Here is a 16,237-nt window from a genome sequence, read left to right as displayed (position 1 = left end):
GGGCCCGGCGCGCGCTGCCCTGCTATCTAGCGGTCGCGGTGTCGAAGAAGGCGTTGCGGTTGGCCGCTATCCATTCTCGGTCCACTTCGAAGCCCAGGCCCGCGGCCTGCGGCACTGTGACCATGCCGGATACCGCCACCACGGGCGCGGTGATGACGTCCCGCGCGAAGTACTTGTCGCTGCCCGACACGTCGGACGGCAGCGTGAATCCGGGCAACGCGCTGAGGGCGACGTTGGCCGCGCGGCCCACGCCGAATTCGTGCATTCCGCCGCACCACACCGGGATGCCCGCCCGCTGCGCGGCGTCGTGCGCCGCGAGTGCCTGCGTCAGGCCGCCCATACGCGAAACCTTGATGTTGAGGACGCGCCCCGCATCCAGGTGGATCATGGTCGCCAGGTCCGCCACGTCGACGACCGATTCGTCCAGGCAGATCGGGGTCGCGATACGCGACTGCAATGCCGCATGGGCCAGGAAGTCGCGGGGCGAAAAGGGCTGCTCGATCATGGTGAGCCCAAATTCGTCCAACTGCGCCAGCAGGGCCGCCGCCTCGGGAGTAGACGGATACGCACCGTTGGCGTCAACGTGCAGGTCGGCGTCCGGGTAGGCCGCGCGCACGGCGCGCACGGGCGCGATGTCCCAGCCCGGGGCGATCTTGAGCTTGACCCGCCTGTAGCCGTCGGAAAGGTGGCGGTCCACCTGCGCCAATAGCGCATCGATTGTTGGTTCGATGCCCAAAGAAACCCCGGCCGCCACCTCGCTGCGGGTCGCCCCGAGCGCCGCCGCCAGCGGAATCTCACTGGCTGTCGCCCACAACGCCCAGGCCGCCGCGATGAACCCCGCCTTGGCGAACTCGTTGCCGCGGATCTTCGCGAATGCCGCATCGATTTCACTGGGGTGTTCCCATTGCGCGCCGAGCATCCGCGGAACTAAGTGCCGCACGCTGATGTCCCACGCGCCGTGCGTCGTTTCGCCGCAAAAAAACGGGTCGGTTGGCGAGGCGATCTCGCCCCAGCCGGTATTTCCGTCCTTGTCGGACGCCTCCACCAGTATGTGGGTTAGCGAGGACTTGCGATGTGAACTGGTCTGGAACGAATGCACCAGCGGCAGCGTCACCTGGTGCAGGCGAATTGTGGATATGTGCACCTTCATGGCTCCTGGGGGTCGGGGGAGGCGGACTCGTCGTGATGGTAGAGACCAAGCCGGATTGCGATTTCTTCACGGGCGGCCAGGCGTCGGCGCGCGCCCTTGGCGCTGGCCGCGGTCAAGGTGCTCAGTAGGTGGCAGACGGCCGCGATCGCGGTCGGTGAATCGGCGTAGGACACCGATCCCGTGTCGACGGTGATGACCACAGCGGCGATACCAGCCAGGGGCGAGTCCGCTGAATCCGTCACGAGCACAACGCTGCCACCCGCGCGAGCGAACTCCGTACCGAACTTGACAGTCTCCTCCCGGTAACGCCGCACGGAAAACAGCACCAACGCGTCGGTTGCACGCACGTCCGAGAGCACGGTGAGGGAACTTAGCGCGTGCCCATCGACGAGGAACACGTTGGCCAGCGTCGACGAGAGATCGTGGGTGAGCAGGTTCGCGTAGGCGGATGATTTCCCGGCCCCGGAAAAGTACCGGCGGCGGGCGCCGAGCAGGATCTGCGATGCCGCGGGCACGCTTGCGGATGCGGCCAGCTGTGCGAACGTGTGCGCAAGCGAGTTCGCCTCGGCCGCCATAACATCCGCCTGCAAATTCTCCGCGGAAACGTTGGTGCGGAGCCTAGCCCCGAACCTGTCGGCGGGCGATGACAGTGCGTGAGACGGGGCAATGCTGCGGTCGATCGACATGGTCTTAGGCTAGCGAGGCTGCCCCGGGAGCCGCGAGGAACAGCGAGGAGGAAGCGTCCAGGCGGCGGCAGGAAACGATGCTTTGCCCTTGCGCGTACACCCCGTCGAGGGTGCGGCGAAGGACCGCGCGCAGGTCCGCCACGTCGCGCGTTTTCTCGGCGATCCCGATGCTGGACGGCATGCGAATCCAGGTGCTACCGGCGTTGTCAACGAGCGGTTCGCACCACGGAACCTGGCTCATGTCGGGCGGCGGCTGCGACGCTGCAAGGCCGGCAGAGCGGTCGGCTTCTGCGGCGGTGAGGTCCCATTCGATCAGGAGCCGATCAGAGGACGTGCGCGCGTAGAAGTCGTGCACGAACCGGATAGCGCTAGCCCCGAGCACGTCCAGATTGAAGTGCGCATTGCGGGCCAGGAGCGGATCGAACGCCCACCGCATGGCCGTCTGCCCATGCGCCAGCGCGGATTCGCGCTGGCGGTTCTTAAGTGTGCGGCCCACGCCCTTGCCTTGGCACGCGCGATCGACGACGGCGGCCTGGGAGTAGTGATAGACCCGCCCGTCTTCGATAGCGGGGAAGCCGTACGCGAATCCGACCAGGGTTCCTTCCGCGTCGCGGGCGCCGACCACGCTGCCGCCGTTCATCACCAGGGCGGACATCAGATTAGCGTTTATGGATAGGTCGGGGTCGTAGTATCCGAATACTCGGCGGTACAGGTCGCCGGCCTCGCGGAACGACTCGAATGTGTTGAGGTCGCCGCTCCACTCGATGGAGGCGGAATCGGCGCTGGTGCCCTGCGGGGCCGGTAGGTCGCTGGTCGCGGCTGCTGTCATGCAGTCAGGATACGTTACATATGTTTCGGGTTTGTGACGGGCTGTGGCGCGAGTGATGCGGGTTCCGCTCCCAAGCGTGCATGCGTTATGGTACGGATATGCCTATTGATAACCAGTTGCGCGCCGACTGCGCGGATGCCGGTCGCGTACTAATCCTTCCCCGCGCCGAAGACATGGTTGATCGGTTAGAGGATCTGGTGCGGATCGAAACGCCGTCGGGTGACCGCGGCGCCAGCGCGCTGATCGCCGACGTCCTGGCGCGGTGGTTCGGGAGCATCGGGGCCGCCGTGCGTCTGGTCGAGTCGGAGCAGGGAACCAACCTCATCGCCGATTGGGGCGGTCGGGGCGGGGAGAATCCGGTTCTCTTGGTGGGGCACACGGATACGGTGTGGCCCGTGGGCGCGCTGGCGGAGCAGGTACCCTGGCGCGTCGAGGGCGACCGCGTCAGCGGGCCGGGGGTGCTCGATATGAAATCCGGCATCGTCATCATGTTTCAAGCGATGGCGATGATCGCGCGAATGGATCACCGGGCGGTGAGGGTGATCCTGGTGTGCGATGAGGAGATCGGTTCGCCGTCGAGCGCGGGGCTTTTGCGGGAAACCGCGCGCGATGCTGCGTGCGCGGTGGGGTTCGAGTGCCCGCACCCCGACGGCGCGCTGAAGGTCGGGCGGCGCGGTAGCACGCGCGTGCGCCTGAGCGTTGCCGGCGTGCCCGCGCACGCGGCGCTCGATCCCGACAAGGGGGTATCTGCGATTGACGAGATCATCGACCAACTGGCCCACGTGCGAACGATCGCTGCAGGGGCAGGTGGGGGATCTAGCGAGGTGCTATGCAACATCGGGACCCTAGCGGGGGGAACCCGCGCGAACGTCATCGCCGCCCACGCCGAGGCGGAAATTGGCTTCCGGTTCGTTGATGCGGAAACCGAGCGCGCCGTCCTGGATGCTGTCGGGAATCTACACGCGGTGCGCCCCGGCGCGCACGTCGAGGTCGAGGTCCTCAGTCATCGGCCGGCGTGGAAGGCCAGCGAGCAGGATCTGCGTCTGATGTCGGACCTGGCGATTAGTGCTCACGAAGCAGGCCTGGAACTTGGCGGGCGGCCCGCCGCGGGCGCGGGCGACGCCAACAATCTTGGCGCGATGGGCGTTGCGACGGTGGACGGATTCGGCCCGCACGGGGCGGGAGCACACGCGGCGGGGGAACACGCGAGCGCCCGCTCAATGGCCGAGCGGGCGCTCGCGCTGGCGACCTACCTCACCCGAACGGCCGCGGCAACCTCGTAACCTTGCGTGTGGGGAGGCGAAGGGGCGGCGGCCTCGCGCCCTCGCGCCGCAGAGCGTCGCCCGCCGACACTCCGTGAATTGCCGGCGGGCCAAGAACCCCGATCGCCTGGACGCGGCCGCCCGTTTCCCGCTCTCTGGTCCGCGGCGGAAGCTGCCCGCGGACGCCTAAACCCAGACTTCTTCTTCGGCCATCGTCTTGTAGAACTGCGTTTCCGCCGGTTCCCCGGACGGGAGCAGCGTCACGCCACGACCCAGCAAGGGCGGAAGCGACTTGTCGCGCTCGCGGAAGTAGTTGCGGCTCGGAACCCGCGCGGCAATGTAGTCCTTGAACAACATCAGCGAATCGCGTTCGTTCGTGCTGGAGAGCGATACCGGCATGAAGGACGCCGCCAGATCGGAGCCAACGATGCGGTCCAATGCCGCGCCCTTGTTGAGGATCGCGAAGTGGATGTTGACCGCGTTGGCGTTCGGGATCAGCTCGTAAAGTTGGTGTGCCACCTCCACCGACTCGTATCCCTCCCGGCTGAAATCGGGGTGAATGAACAGATCCAGGTCGTCGATGATCACCAGGATCGGGAACAGCGGCGAACTGCCAGGCGTGTGCATGTGCGCCGAGCGATCGGCAACCAGGCGGCGCAGGGCCATCACCTTGCGCGAAAAGTCCTGGTTGTCGGTGTAGGACTCAACGCGCGCGGCATATTCCGATTGGTACTCGATGGTCCTGGCCGCGTTGTCCGCCGCCTTTGCGCTGTGAATGATCCGGATCTCCCATGAATCCGCGAATTCGTACCCGTGGGCCGCGAGCGTACGTACCAGGGTGCTGCGGCCCAGTTTGCCCGCCCCGACGGCGAAAAGATTCGGGCGCTGCGTTGTATCCCACACCGCATTTGTCGACCCCGCGACCCCAAGTGGAAAGCGTCGCTTTTCCGCAACGGCGTGCGGAAAAGCGGGTCGGGGTATGGTCGCGACGATTCCGTTGACCATCTCGGTCGCTAAATCGAACTTCTTCGTTCGAGAAAAGATTCCCATGACCGCTCCTCAGACTTCGTTGTCTTACTTCGCGTGTCATCAGGGTAGCAAGGCGTAATCTTCGACAACAAGCCTCGGGCCCACTCATTTGATCTCTTTTATGACAACCTGCGCAGACGCGTCCGTAACTTACGCATTAAAGTTCGACATCGCCGCATTGGGTGCCAATCAGGGCGGGAAATATGCGGGTCGCGAGCAAAGGAGCCAAATCCGCGGGGTCTGCGCCGAGCGGAGTCCACCGGAGTTCGGCAATTTCTGCCTGCGGAGTCGGGCTCAGCCGCGCGCGGTCGACCCGGCTCAGGTAAACGGTCGATTCGACCCGCATCCCGGGTTCGTTCGCCGCTGTTGCGTCGAATCGCCCAAGGTACGTCAGTTCGCGGGGATCGAGTTCGATGCCGGTTTCTTCGCGGCACTCGCGGATAGCGGTCTGGAGCCAGGTCTCGCCTCGCTCGGCTTTCCCGCCGGGAAGCTGGAACAGCGAACTGGATCGCTTTCTGACGGTCAAGGCTGCCGCCTCGCTCAGCAGCACCACCGCTGCCACTTTGATCAACCCGGCATCGGCGGGCGATGGGACCGAATCGACTGCGAGCGGATCGGCAAAACGGTCCATGGTTCCCTCGGACATAGTTCGATACTATCGCCGCGGCAATGGCAGGATGGCGGTGTGCGGGGGGCGCTGGATCGAACAGAGGGCACTTCTCATGCAATTTTCCGGAAATCATCGCTGGTTCGCGCCGATTGCGGCCGCCGCCCTGGCGGCGTCGCTGGCTGGCGCCACCGCAGCCACAGCCAACGCGCCCACAATCGCGTTGCACTCGAGTGGGGCGATCGCGGACGCGTCGCAGGTCACCTTCGCGGGCTTCGCTGCAGAAAGCCCTCTCGACGTCGTGACCGTGAACCTCACCACGGGCGAGAGGCTCTCTACCAGCGCCCTCACGGATGCGGCGGGCGGTCTGGCAGTGAGCATCGCAACGCGAGACCAGGACGTCTATTTTGTCCAGGGCCTGCAAGGAGGGAATGCCGAAGGTGAGATTTCGGTCGCCGAGTTGGTCGGCGAAGGACGGGAACTGCGCGCGGTTGACGAACCCACGGTGTTGCGCGCCCAGCCAGCTCAGGCGCCTGCGGAGCCGACAGTGGAACTCGCGGGTGAAAGCCGCGTGGGGGCGACGGTTTCAGCTTCGCTGAGCGGACTGGCGCAGGTGGATCCGCAACAGATTTCCCTTTCCTACTATTGGTCGAATGGCGCCGAGATCTTTGGAACGCAGCGTTACGTTACGCTGCCCGCGCTGGCGTTGGGCACCAGTCCGCGGCTCACGATCGTGGTCCGGCAGGCGGGCCACGCGAGCATCGCGGTGACGGGAACGTTTGCCGACAGCCTCCAGGCAACCGTGGCCCTGGGGACACCCCCATTCCCGGTCATGACGCCAACGCTGGTGGGATCGCCGCAGGTCGGATCGACCCTTTCAGTGCGCACGGGGGCGTGGTCGCCGCGCCCCACCGCATTTCGTTATCAGTGGCTGCGAGCGGGAGCGGCGATAGCGGGAGCCTCGGCCCCGACCTACACCCTGACGGCGGCTGACAAGGGGAAGCTGGTCTCCGTCCGCGTCGTGCCGGTGCTCGCGGGCCACGGCGCGATCGGCGTAGTGCCGACGGTCGATAAGCGCGTGGGCAAGGCAACGGCCACTGTCTCCGTGACCTCGCCGCGGACGCTATCCAGATCGAAGCGGGCGAGGGTGAAAATCAAGGTCGGCGCCAGCGGCATCGTCCCTCTCGGAACCGTGACGGTGAAAGCCGGCGGCCGCACCTACAAAGCGACGCTGGGGTCGGCCGGGAAGGCCTCCATAAAGCTGAAAAGATTCAAGCGCAAGGGGAACTACGCGGTTCGCGTGACCTACGCGGGGTCGGCGACCACAAAGAGGGCGGTGGCCTCGGTCACGTACATTCGTGTCAATCGGTAGGCATCGGTGCTGCTAGTGAGGGGGCCTACGGAATCGCGAAGAGGCACGAGTGCCCCGCCCTTGCAGGGACCGCCCGCCGTTTCGCCGACCGCGCCGTGACCGCGCCGTGACCGCGCACCGTCAATCGAGAAGCGCCAATGCCTCGCACAATGAAGCGACGACGTCGACGCGAGTTTGGTGGGTCTGCACCCGCTCGTGCTTCGGCGCTCGCGCCCCGTTGGCCGCGGCGTCTTGATCGAGAAGGATACCGCGCAACCCCGCGGCGGCGGCCGCCTGCATATCGATGGCGCGGTCGCCGATGCAGACCACATCACGCGGTGCGAGGTGGTGGCGGGAGAGCAACATTAGGTTCATCGCCGGGTCAGGCTTGCGGGCCAGGCCGTCCGGGGCGCACACCAAGTCATCGACGCGGATGCCTAGGGCATCCAATAGCGCCGTGGCCGACGCGCGATCGCGGTGGGTTGCGACCAAATTCAGGCCGCCGCTTGCGCTCACCGCCGTCAGCAGATCGCGCGCGCACGGCATGAGCGGAGCGGGATGCGTTTGCCAACGCGCCTTGAGGTCTCGATAGGCCTGTTGCAGGGTCTGGGGCGGGACCGCATATTCAGCGCTAAGTGCATCTATGGCATGTGCGATCGATACTGTTCGCAGCGCCTGCACATGTCGCAACTGCTGCGCGGTGGGGGCCGTGCCCCACACGGCGGCGGCCAACGCCCTGTCGACCTCTGGATAGGTGTCGATCAGGGTTCCGCCCATGTCCCAGATAACATTGACCACCCAAGCATTCTGTCACCGCACCGCGTGGCGCGGCGGGGTCAGAAGTCCGTGGAACGCTGCGACTCGCCCCCGCCGAAGGCGGCGGGGGCGGCGCCGGGTGAAACTAGCTCACGAGCGCAATGCCGAGCCCGGCTAGCGCCACGGCCGCAATGAGCTGGACGAAGGTGTTCACGACCGCGCGCGTGATCCGCCCGGTGCGAATGAGGGAAATAGAATCTGCCATCGCGGAGGAAAAGGTCGTGAACCCGCCGAGCAGCCCCGCCGCGACGACGGCGTGCCACGGACCCAGAAATGACGGCGCGCCAACCAGCAGACCCATGCAGAACGAACCGACTAGGTTCACCGTGGTGGTACCCCAGGGGTAGCGTTCGCGCCAGGCCTTCGGGAACGAGATGTCGGTGAGATAGCGAAGCGCCGATCCGATCCCGCCGCACAGCCCAATGAGGAGTACCAGTGCCAAGGCGTTCATGATTCTTCTCCATTAGACCGGGCGGCGGGGGCGGCGAACTCGTCCCTATCCGCTGCCTCTTCAAGCAATTCACTCGTTGGCTCGTCAGCATCGTTGACGGGCGTCAGCGCAGGGGTGATGCGACCGGTTCGAGCGCCGGCCCACACGCCGAGCGCGCACGCGGCGAGCCCGGTGACGACGCTTGCCAATGCGTACAGGACCGCAATGTCAAGGTAACCCTGGGCCACAAGGTGAGCGGAATCCGCCGCGAACGAACTATACGTCGTGAATCCGCCCATGACGCCCGTGCCGAACGTCAAGCGCAGGCGCTCGCGGCGAACGGGATCGGGCACTTTGCCAAGCAGGTGTTCCCCCAGCCACCCCAGGATGAACGCGCCGACAATGTTGATGGCGAAAATCGCGACCGGGAACCGGTAGGCGGGAACTATCAGCGTGACGATGTCGCGGAGCATCGCGCCGCAGGCGCCGCCGGCGAAGACTAGCGAGACGGATACCGCAAAAGCGTGCCTTGACGCCTTGCGCACGGGAGAAACCAGGGGAGTGTGAGGCACGGTGGGCCCACCTTTCGGACACGCGAGATCGAGGTCGAAAAGCAGGGACTGTTGTCGGCATTGCCGAGGTTGGTTCCGGTGAGCCCCACCGCCGGGCGCCTGGGCGCACCCCAATTATACGACCGCCGACCGCGTCGGCCCGCCCGCGGGCCGCGGGCGCGATACGCTAACCGAGTGAGCGTTCGGCAGGTACCGGTTTATTACTATTCTTCGGCGTCGGGAATGGTCCGTGATTTCGCGCACCGCCTGTGCCGACCGATCTTCGACCTTGCCGACCGCGAGGTGCGCACCACCGTTCCGGACGGCCCATGGGTGCTGCTCACCCCGTCCTACAAGACGGGCAATTCCGAGAACGATACAGTCCCCGAACCGGTCAAGCGGTTTCTTGGGGATGCTGTGACCAGGCGCCGGCTGGTCGGCGTCATTGGGTCCGGGAACCGGAACTTCGGCGCGCACTATCAGGCGGCGGCACGCAGCGTCGCGAAGGCGTCGGGGCGTCCCATGCTGCTGGAATTCGAGCTGCAGGGAACCCAGTGGGATGTCCAGGACGCCCAACGGATCCTCACGGAATTGGATCAGGCGCTATCCGGTGAATCCGAATCGGCCTGAGTGAGGTAGTCGCGGAGCACGACCGCGTGATTGACCGCCGGATCGTGCGCCGCGTACAGCAAGGTGACCTGGTCGTGATCGCGCATTGCCGCGCGTATTGCGGTCAGATCGTCGCCGTCCAACTCCGCACGGTACCTGCGCGCAAATTCCGGAAAGGTTGCCGGATCGTGGCCCCACCAGCGGCGAAGCTCGGTGCTGGGCGCGACCGACTTCGCCCACAAGTCTACGGCGGCGCGCGCCTTGGTCACGCCGCGCGGCCACAGTCGATCGACCAGCACCCGGAAACCGTCCGCGGGGACGGCGGCCTCGTAAACTCGCTTGATTCGTAGCATAACTACCATTTTGTACCCGCGCGTGCGGGCGTGCCATGGTTGAGGCATGACATGGGTTTGGTCGGCATACATCGGTGTGATCCTGGGAGTCATTGCCTTCGCGCTGATCTTTGTGCCGCTCCTGATCGTCCAGTTCCGCAAATTCGGCGCCCTGAACGCGCGCAGAATCGTGGGCGCCGCCGCGGTTGCAATCTACGGGGCCGCCCTGGTTTCCTACACGATGTTCCCCATGCCCAGCCCCCAGTGGTGCAACCTCAACCACTCGATCCGTCCCGAATTCGTGCCGTTGCATTCGATCGATGACATCGCGCGCGCGACGGCCGGCCTGCCCCTACCCCAAGCGCTGACGAGCACGGCGACCCTACAGGTGGTGTTCAACGTCATTCTGTTCGTGCCGTGGGGCATTCTTGTACGCCGCTACTTCGGCAGGTCGTTCGCGTTCGCTTCGTTCTCGGGGTTGGCGATGTCCCTTGCGATCGAAGCCACGCAACTGACGGGCGTGTGGGGATTGGTGGGTTGCGCCTACCGGGTCGCCGATATCGACGATGTCATCACCAATACGACGGGTGCGGTTTTGGGCGCGGCGCTGGCACCGCTCATTCTGGGATGGATGCCCCAAGCCAGGCAACTGGAGGCGACCCGCGATCGTGCCCGTCGCGTCGCGCGTCCGCGCAGACTGGTCGGTATGGGCCTGGATCTTGCAACGTTTTGGATCGGGACCTACATCCTCGCCATCGTCTATCGCGCGGTAGGGCTCTACGGGTTCGGCAGGCCGCTTCCGTCCGGGCAATCGTGGATGTTCTCATTCGTGCCGATGGCGATCGTTGCCGCCCTCATGGCGGCTCCGTCCCTGCTCGGATCGGGGGCATCGGTGGGGCAAAGGCTCGTTTGGCTGGAGCCGCGGTGGCGCGGGCGACCGCGCCGTGCGGTGCGCTATCTGACGGGTTTTGCCCCGTTCGCGGCGGCGCAGTTGTGGGCGGCCGCTCCCCACGTCGATCCGGGAATCCCTGCGGCGCTCGGAACCTGTTGGCTGCTCCTAGCTGGCATTGGCGTGATCGCCGACAAGAGCGCGCGTGGAATCTCGTATCGGCTGGCGCGGGTAGAACTCGTCGATCCTCGCGCTTCTGCGGGCGGTTTGCAGCGTCCGGTGCAGCCTACTCCTTGACGATCCACCTGAATGTCAGCCGCGTCGCAACCGCCCCGACCACGAGCCACGCACAGGTCACGACGGCAATCTGACCCAGATGCCAGGCTCCGCCCTGCTCGATCGCGGCGTACGAATCGGGCAGGAAAACCGACCGCATCCCCTGCGCGAACCACTTGAGTGGGAACACGGAAGCGACGCTCCGCAGGGAATCGGGCAGCGCCGAAAAGGGGAGATACACCCCGGAGATGAACTGCAAGATTAATACGAAGGGCAAGACTACCGCGGATGCGCTCTTGCGATTGCGGGGGATGCGGGCTAACGCGATGCCCAGCCAACTGGATGTGATCAGGCCGAGCACGAGCAGCCACGCAAAAGCTATCCACTTTCCGGGCGCGGAGGGCAGGCCCACCCCGAAGGCGAGGGAGGCGACCAGGATCAGCAGCGCGGCCTGCGCAATGCCGGTCACCAGGACCTTGATCAGCTTCCCGGTGAAATAGGCTGCGGGAGTCAAAGGGGTGCCCGCTAGGCGCTTGAGCGTGCCGTCCAGGCGCTCGGTGGCCACCTCGATTCCCAATGCCTGGGTGCCGGATATGAACATACCGGCGGCGAGCATGGCCGGCAGGTAGTATTCAGCGGCGCTGATTCCTCCCTCCCACGTGGTCTTCGAGAACGCAACGGCGAAGACAGTGAGCATCATCACGGGGAACAGGAACGTGAAAAACACTTCGTCGGTCCGCCGGAAATAGATCGTGATTTCGTAGGCCGCGCGCGCCAGCCCCAAGCGGATCGGGTTCATTGCCGCACCCCGCCGGTGCGCGCTCGGTCGATAACGTCCAGGTAGGTCTGCTCCAGCGACGGTGTCGTCACCGACAGATCTGAGTAGTTGCCGCGGGCGTGAATCGCGGTCACCACTGCCCCGGGATCAGCGGTGATCTCCAAGTGATCCCCGGACGGATCGGTCCACCTTACGTGGGGCTTGTGCGCGTCGGGACCTCCCAGTTGCGCCAGCGGGCTGTCCGCCAGGACCGTCCCGGCGGCGATCACGATCGCTCGATCCGAAAGTTCGGCGGCCTCATCGAGGTAGTGGGTCGTGAGCAAAATCGTTGTGCCGCGGGAACGAATAGCGCGGATCAAGGCCCAGAACTCGCGTCGCGCCTCGGGGTCGAAACCGGTGGTCGGCTCGTCCAGGAACAAAATACTAGGATTCCCGATCACCCCGAGCGCCACGTCGACCCGGCGGCGCTGCCCGCCCGACAGCCGCGAGATGCGCGTGCCCGCCTGCGCGGTGAGCCCCACGGCCTCGATGAGTTCCGCAACATCGCGCGGAGCCGGGTAGTAGGCGGCAAACTGGCGCAGCAGCTCGCCGACTGTTGCCTCGTCGAAAGTCCCGGTTTGCTGCAGCACGATCCCCACCCGGGCGCGCCACGTCGGCCCCGCGCGATCGGGATCGCAGCCGAGCACCCGCACGCGGCCGGCCGTCGCCCGCCTGAAACCCTCCAGGATTTCGATAGTGGTGGTCTTGCCCGCGCCGTTGGGCCCCAGCAGCGCGACCGATTCCCCGGCGTCGATCCGAAAGGACACGCCGGATATCGCCGTCTTGTCGCCGTACCTCTTGGTCAGGCCCGCGACCTCCACATGTGCGTCGTCCATGGTTCCCAGCATCCCAGTTCGGGCGGCCTTCGGCGACCGGGCGCCAGCCACGCCCCCGCGCGCTGCGGTCCTTCGGCCGGCCCGCAATCGGGCGATTAGCGATTCTGGATCAGGTCCAGCACTACCGATGCCGATCGCTGCGCGGCGTCATCGACGTGCTCGTCGAACTCGTCGGGTGCGCAAAGGTCCGAAATTGCCCTGACCGATACGAAGCGAAGCCCAAAGTTGTAGGCCACCTGCGCCAGCGCGGTCGATTCCATGTCCACGCACAGCGCATCGGGCCACTGCTTGAGCAGTTGCGCCGCGAAAGCGGGCGACGCGAAGCTGTCCCCGGCAAGAATGAGCCCGCGATGGATGCGGTAGTCCTGGCTTGTGGCCGCAGCGACGAGTTCCCCGTCCCCCCGGTATGACGCGGGCATTTGGGGCACCTGGCCCGGGGCATAACCAAACGCAGTCGCGTCGACCTGGCAGTGAATGTATGTCTCTCCGACGACCACATCGCCCAGCCCCACGCCCGCGGCAAGCCCGCCGGCGGTGCCGGCGCTGAACACGACTCGGGTCTGCGGCGCCTCGTACAGGGCGGCGACTAGCCCGCTGACCGAGTTCGCGTAGCTGATCCCCGAACGCACCAGCAGGATCGTCCGGTCCCGATACCGCAACCAGCGCAGCAACGCGTTGCCGGCGATTTTTTCGTTCACGACGTCGCCCGCGGCCAAGAACGGCGCGGCCTCTTCATCCATGGCGACGACGACGATCGCGTCCACGTTGCTAGCCACGGGTGACCTCCAACCACTGCGCGCGCTTGGACAAGAAGGAGCGCGCCGCGGCCTGGGCCCCGGCCAGGGAGTGGTTGGCGCCCCAACCGCATTGGATCTCGTTGGCGGCAGGTACCTGGTCGGCGCCGAGGATGTCGGTCAGCGTGTCGGCGACCAACTGGGCCGCCTGCGCGCTCTCCCAGTGGCCCGACAGCAAAAGGTAGAACCCGGTTTGGCAACCCATGGGTGAAAAATCGACGACCTGGCCGCTGTGGTTGCGGGAGTATTCCGCGAAGAGGTGCTCGAGCGAGTGGACGGCGGGCATCTGCAGATGCGCGACGTTCGGTTGCGTGAAACGCACGTCGAACTTTGTCAGTTCATCGCCGTGCGGGAGCGTCTTGCGGTCGGCCACCCGGATGTAGGGGGCGGCGACGGTGCGATGGTCAAGGTTGAACGACTCGACGTTCATGTGTTTCGTTTCTGGGTTCGTCACATCCACCAGTTTCACATAGATGTTACGTTCGTAACCCGAAAGTCTGCATTCAGCACTTCATCAGGATGGAATACTAGAATGCATGGCTTCTAAGTCCCCCAGCCCCGCCAAGTCGGGGCCAGCGAAAAACAGTTCCAAGAGCGCTGCGGCGACACCCACCAATTTCCTAGACCGTTTCTTTAAGATTTCCGAGCGTGGCTCTTCGATCGGCACCGAAATCCGCGGTGGCCTTGTCACGTTCTTCACGATGAGCTACATCATCGTCTTGAACCCGATCATCATCGGTAACGTCCAAGATGGCACGGGCAAGTACCTGGGCGGCGGCGACGAACCCAACACCGCGGTGATAGCGGCGACCACGGCCCTCGTCGCTGGGATCATGTCGATCCTGATGGGCGTGTTTGCCAACTTCCCGATCGCTTTGGCGGCGGGGCTGGGCCTGAACGCGGTGGTCGCTTACTCGATCGCGGCGCTGCCGGGCATGACCTGGGCCGACGCGATGGGAATCGTCGTCCTCGAGGGTCTGATCATTTTGATCCTGGTCCTTACCGGTTTCCGTAACGCGGTGTTCAAGGCGGTTCCGCGGTCCATCAAGACCGCGATCAGCGTCGGCATCGGCCTGTTCATCGCCCTCATTGGCTTGTTCGACGCCGGTTTCGTTCGCATCCCGCAGTCGATGAGCACCCCGGTGGAGTTGGGCATCAGCGGTTCGCTTGGCGCCTGGCCGTTGCTTGTTTTCGCGTTCGGGCTGCTGCTGGCGTTCATTCTCATGGTCCGCAAGGTCAAGGGCGCGATCCTCATCTCGATCGTGGCTTCCACGATCCTTGCGATGATCATTGAGGCCATCGGGAAGATCGGTGGCCGCAACGGAGGAGACAACCCCGCCGGGTGGGCCCTCAACGTGCCCTCGACCCCCGAGTCGGTCGTCGCCACCCCCGACTTCTCGCTGGTTGGTCAGTTCTCGCTGTTCGGCTCGATCGGCAAGATCGGGATCGTCGCAGTGATCCTTCTCGTGTTCTCGCTGCTGTTGGCTGACTTCTTCGACACCATGGGAACCATGGTGGCCGTGGGCGCCGAAGCTAAGCTGCTCGACGCGGAGGGCAACCCCCCGAAGTCGAAGGAAATTCTGATCGTCGACTCGATCGCCGCCGCCGCCGGTGGTGCTGCTTCGGTGTCGTCGAACACGAGCTACATCGAATCGACCGCGGGCGTCGGCGACGGTGCCCGCACGGGCCTTGCCTCGGTCACCACTGGTGTTGCGTTCCTGCTGGCAACGTTCCTTGCCCCGCTCGTGAACATCATTCCTTCGGAGGCCGCCGCTCCCGCGCTGGTGGTCGTCGGGTTCTTGATGGTTACCCAGGTGCTCGAAATCAATTGGAAGAGCTACGAGGTTGGCATTCCAGCGTTCCTGACGCTCGCCATGATGCCCTTCACCTACTCGATCACCGCTGGTATCGGTGCGGGCATCATCGCCTGGACCCTGATCAAGGTTTCGGTCGGCAAGATCAAGACCATCCACCCGCTGATGTGGGTGGCGACCGTGATGTTCGTGCTCTACTTCCTGATCGGTCCGATCAAGCACGCGGTCGGAATCTGATCCGCCTGTTGTCCTGTCCGTAGGGAAGGGGGCGCCGATCCCGCGGGATCGGCGCCCCCTTCGCGCGGCCGGTGGTGGGGCCGCTCGCCGGGGCAGGTCCGGTGGATGGCCGGGGCGCGATGATGCGCCGCCGGGCCCTGTGGCGGGGGCGCGAGCGGGCCTCGTTCCCGTTATGCCGCGGGGCTTTCGTCGAGCGCTAACGCCGCCTCCAGCTCACCCAGATCCGCGCGGACCAGTATCCCCTGGGGCGGATCGACATCGCGGCCAGACGCAGTCAGGATGACGGCCTTGGGCGCATCAACCCGGCGCAGCACGGCGAGAATCTGCGCAACCGAGGCAGTAACTGGATAGAACTCAACGGTTTCGGTGACCTCCGTGAACGGAAGCACATCGCGCACGCGCGCCGACTCGATGAGGGCGTCCCCGTTCTCGTCGACGTGGTCCGCCAGCCACCGAGCCACCCCGTTCGTTGTGAGCAAACCCGCGAACGTTCCTCGGTCATACACGGGAAGCTGCGAGATATCCCGCGATCGCATGATAGTCAGCCACCGGCCCAGGGGGTCGGCGCTGGCAGCGCGGGCGATCGCGCTAGCGGCTAGCCGCACGGCGCGGCTCGGGCGCACGATTTCTTGCAGAATCCGTTCCGCGCGGTGCACGACCGATTCGCTGAGCACGCCGAGGGGGTCGGCTATGTCCAGGTGCTCGTGGGTGGCCGCCTCGCGGTGGGCCGTCAGGCGCCACAGCGCGGTCGCGTAGTAGGTGGCCACGGGGTCGCCGGCCGCTATGGCGGCGCGCGTGACCGGTCCAAGGCCGTGCACGCGGTCCAGTTCGCAGCGGGCGGCCAGTTCCCGTTCTATCGCGTCGGTGGCTGCGATCAGTGACGTCGCGAGTTGGTCGGTGCGAGTCCCCACGGTGGTGTTCC

19 protein-coding genes are annotated in these 16,237 nt (G+C 65.5%); 5 read left to right on the top strand and 14 right to left on the bottom strand.

Features of this window, described 5'->3' with window-relative positions:
* Positions 1-22 precede the first annotated feature (22 nt).
* Genes menC through FB389_RS03960 form a run of 3 tightly spaced genes read right to left on the bottom strand, consistent with a single transcriptional unit; the run spans position 23 to position 2,665 of the window.
* Positions 23-1,150, bottom strand: a complete 1,128-nt coding sequence (menC, locus tag FB389_RS03970) for an o-succinylbenzoate synthase (RefSeq protein WP_142111471.1) — start codon at positions 1,148-1,150, stop codon at positions 23-25.
* Entirely contained in the window at positions 1,147-1,836 is a 690-nt protein-coding gene (locus FB389_RS03965) for a MurR/RpiR family transcriptional regulator (protein ID WP_142111470.1), read from the bottom strand. Before FB389_RS03965 ends, menC begins: the two co-directional genes overlap by 4 nt.
* Before the next feature lie 4 nt (positions 1,837-1,840).
* Positions 1,841-2,665, bottom strand: a complete 825-nt coding sequence (locus tag FB389_RS03960; RefSeq protein WP_142111469.1) for a GNAT family N-acetyltransferase — start codon at positions 2,663-2,665, stop codon at positions 1,841-1,843.
* Between the two features lie 98 nt (positions 2,666-2,763).
* Between FB389_RS03960 and FB389_RS03955 the strand changes: the two genes are divergently transcribed.
* Positions 2,764-3,948, top strand: coding sequence for a M20/M25/M40 family metallo-hydrolase (locus FB389_RS03955; protein WP_142111468.1), 1,185 nt, complete (start codon positions 2,764-2,766; stop codon positions 3,946-3,948).
* Positions 3,949-4,113: 165 nt separating this feature from the next.
* Here the strand turns inward: FB389_RS03955 and FB389_RS03950 are convergent, their stop codons facing one another.
* Positions 4,114-4,977 (bottom strand): hypothetical protein, encoded by an 864-nt coding sequence (locus FB389_RS03950; protein WP_142111467.1) that lies wholly within the window; start codon positions 4,975-4,977, stop codon positions 4,114-4,116.
* Positions 4,978-5,113: 136 nt separating this feature from the next.
* Positions 5,114-5,602 (bottom strand): NUDIX hydrolase, encoded by a 489-nt coding sequence (locus tag FB389_RS03945; RefSeq protein WP_246043509.1) that lies wholly within the window; start codon positions 5,600-5,602, stop codon positions 5,114-5,116.
* A 76-nt stretch (positions 5,603-5,678) separates the two neighbouring features.
* On the opposite strand from FB389_RS03945, the gene FB389_RS03940 reads away from it, so the two are divergent.
* Positions 5,679-6,935: a hypothetical protein gene (locus FB389_RS03940; protein WP_142111466.1), complete on the top strand. Its 1,257-nt coding sequence runs from the start codon at positions 5,679-5,681 to the stop codon at positions 6,933-6,935.
* Between the two features lie 120 nt (positions 6,936-7,055).
* Here the strand turns inward: FB389_RS03940 and FB389_RS03935 are convergent, their stop codons facing one another.
* From FB389_RS03935 to FB389_RS03925, 3 genes are all read right to left on the bottom strand, one after another.
* On the bottom strand, positions 7,056-7,712 hold the full coding sequence (locus FB389_RS03935; protein ID WP_211344946.1) for an HAD-IA family hydrolase: 657 nt from the start codon (positions 7,710-7,712) through the stop codon (positions 7,056-7,058).
* Positions 7,713-7,815: 103 nt separating this feature from the next.
* Positions 7,816-8,181 (bottom strand): fluoride efflux transporter FluC, encoded by a 366-nt coding sequence (locus FB389_RS03930; RefSeq protein WP_142111465.1) that lies wholly within the window; start codon positions 8,179-8,181, stop codon positions 7,816-7,818.
* Entirely contained in the window at positions 8,178-8,732 is a 555-nt protein-coding gene (locus tag FB389_RS03925; RefSeq protein ID WP_142111464.1) for a fluoride efflux transporter FluC, read from the bottom strand. Before FB389_RS03925 ends, FB389_RS03930 begins: the two co-directional genes overlap by 4 nt.
* A gap of 174 nt (positions 8,733-8,906) precedes the next feature.
* Between FB389_RS03925 and nrdI the strand changes: the two genes are divergently transcribed.
* Positions 8,907-9,341 carry a class Ib ribonucleoside-diphosphate reductase assembly flavoprotein NrdI gene (gene nrdI, locus FB389_RS03920; RefSeq protein ID WP_246043508.1) on the top strand — a complete coding sequence of 145 codons (435 nt, stop codon included), beginning with the start codon at positions 8,907-8,909 and terminating at the stop codon, positions 9,339-9,341.
* Here nrdI and FB389_RS03915 read toward each other — a convergent pair.
* On the bottom strand, positions 9,308-9,673 hold the full coding sequence (locus FB389_RS03915) for a DUF488 domain-containing protein (RefSeq protein ID WP_211344945.1): 366 nt from the start codon (positions 9,671-9,673) through the stop codon (positions 9,308-9,310). The genes nrdI and FB389_RS03915 overlap by 34 nt on opposite strands.
* Positions 9,674-9,719: 46 nt before the next feature.
* On the opposite strand from FB389_RS03915, the gene FB389_RS03910 reads away from it, so the two are divergent.
* Positions 9,720-10,838, top strand: a complete 1,119-nt coding sequence (locus FB389_RS03910; RefSeq protein WP_142111463.1) for a VanZ family protein — start codon at positions 9,720-9,722, stop codon at positions 10,836-10,838.
* Here the strand turns inward: FB389_RS03910 and FB389_RS03905 are convergent.
* From FB389_RS03905 to FB389_RS03890, 4 genes are all read right to left on the bottom strand, one after another.
* Positions 10,828-11,616, bottom strand: a complete 789-nt coding sequence (locus FB389_RS03905; RefSeq protein ID WP_142111462.1) for an ABC transporter permease — start codon at positions 11,614-11,616, stop codon at positions 10,828-10,830. The two genes, FB389_RS03910 and FB389_RS03905, sit on opposite strands and share 11 nt — an antisense overlap.
* On the bottom strand, positions 11,613-12,470 hold the full coding sequence (locus FB389_RS03900) for an ABC transporter ATP-binding protein (protein ID WP_142111461.1): 858 nt from the start codon (positions 12,468-12,470) through the stop codon (positions 11,613-11,615). The genes FB389_RS03905 and FB389_RS03900 overlap by 4 nt, the downstream gene beginning before the upstream one ends.
* Before the next feature lie 95 nt (positions 12,471-12,565).
* Positions 12,566-13,246: a 5'-methylthioadenosine/S-adenosylhomocysteine nucleosidase gene (mtnN, locus tag FB389_RS03895; protein WP_246043507.1), complete on the bottom strand. Its 681-nt coding sequence runs from the start codon at positions 13,244-13,246 to the stop codon at positions 12,566-12,568.
* Positions 13,239-13,694 (bottom strand): S-ribosylhomocysteine lyase, encoded by a 456-nt coding sequence (locus FB389_RS03890; protein ID WP_142113510.1) that lies wholly within the window; start codon positions 13,692-13,694, stop codon positions 13,239-13,241. Before FB389_RS03890 ends, mtnN begins: the two co-directional genes overlap by 8 nt.
* A 106-nt stretch (positions 13,695-13,800) precedes the next feature.
* On the opposite strand from FB389_RS03890, the gene FB389_RS03885 reads away from it, so the two are divergent.
* Positions 13,801-15,315: an NCS2 family permease gene (locus FB389_RS03885; protein ID WP_142111460.1), complete on the top strand. Its 1,515-nt coding sequence runs from the start codon at positions 13,801-13,803 to the stop codon at positions 15,313-15,315.
* A gap of 170 nt (positions 15,316-15,485) precedes the next feature.
* Here FB389_RS03885 and FB389_RS03880 read toward each other — a convergent pair whose 3' ends face one another.
* Positions 15,486-16,226: a hypothetical protein gene (locus tag FB389_RS03880; RefSeq protein WP_142111459.1), complete on the bottom strand. Its 741-nt coding sequence runs from the start codon at positions 16,224-16,226 to the stop codon at positions 15,486-15,488.
* Positions 16,227-16,237: the final 11 nt, after the last annotated feature.

Source organism: Rarobacter incanus, from assembly GCF_006715765.1.
GTDB classification, from domain to species: domain Bacteria; phylum Actinomycetota; class Actinomycetes; order Actinomycetales; family Cellulomonadaceae; genus Rarobacter; species Rarobacter incanus.
Note: the sequence above shows the minus strand (reverse complement) of the source record. Positions and strands in the feature narration are given on the sequence as shown.

Bases quoted from the DNA above. Each gene is read 5' to 3' on its own strand.
- FB389_RS03945 (WP_246043509.1), bottom strand. From the start codon at position 5,602: ATGTCCGAGGGAACCATGGACCGTTTTGCCGATCCGCTCGCAGTCGAT.
- FB389_RS03910 (WP_142111463.1), top strand. From the start codon at position 9,720: ATGACATGGGTTTGGTCGGCATACATCGGTGTGATCCTGGGAGTCATT.
- FB389_RS03960 (WP_142111469.1), bottom strand. From the start codon at position 2,665: ATGACAGCAGCCGCGACCAGCGACCTACCGGCCCCGCAGGGCACCAGC.
- FB389_RS03885 (WP_142111460.1), top strand. From the start codon at position 13,801: ATGGCTTCTAAGTCCCCCAGCCCCGCCAAGTCGGGGCCAGCGAAAAAC.
- FB389_RS03890 (WP_142113510.1), bottom strand. From the start codon at position 13,694: ATGAACGTCGAGTCGTTCAACCTTGACCATCGCACCGTCGCCGCCCCC.
- FB389_RS03950 (WP_142111467.1), bottom strand. From the start codon at position 4,977: ATGGGAATCTTTTCTCGAACGAAGAAGTTCGATTTAGCGACCGAGATG.
- menC (WP_142111471.1), bottom strand. From the start codon at position 1,150: ATGAAGGTGCACATATCCACAATTCGCCTGCACCAGGTGACGCTGCCG.
- FB389_RS03930 (WP_142111465.1), bottom strand. From the start codon at position 8,181: ATGAACGCCTTGGCACTGGTACTCCTCATTGGGCTGTGCGGCGGGATC.
- FB389_RS03905 (WP_142111462.1), bottom strand. From the start codon at position 11,616: ATGAACCCGATCCGCTTGGGGCTGGCGCGCGCGGCCTACGAAATCACG.
- FB389_RS03915 (WP_211344945.1), bottom strand. From the start codon at position 9,673: ATGCTACGAATCAAGCGAGTTTACGAGGCCGCCGTCCCCGCGGACGGT.
- FB389_RS03900 (WP_142111461.1), bottom strand. From the start codon at position 12,470: ATGGACGACGCACATGTGGAGGTCGCGGGCCTGACCAAGAGGTACGGC.
- FB389_RS03940 (WP_142111466.1), top strand. From the start codon at position 5,679: ATGCAATTTTCCGGAAATCATCGCTGGTTCGCGCCGATTGCGGCCGCC.
- FB389_RS03965 (WP_142111470.1), bottom strand. From the start codon at position 1,836: ATGTCGATCGACCGCAGCATTGCCCCGTCTCACGCACTGTCATCGCCC.
- FB389_RS03955 (WP_142111468.1), top strand. From the start codon at position 2,764: ATGCCTATTGATAACCAGTTGCGCGCCGACTGCGCGGATGCCGGTCGC.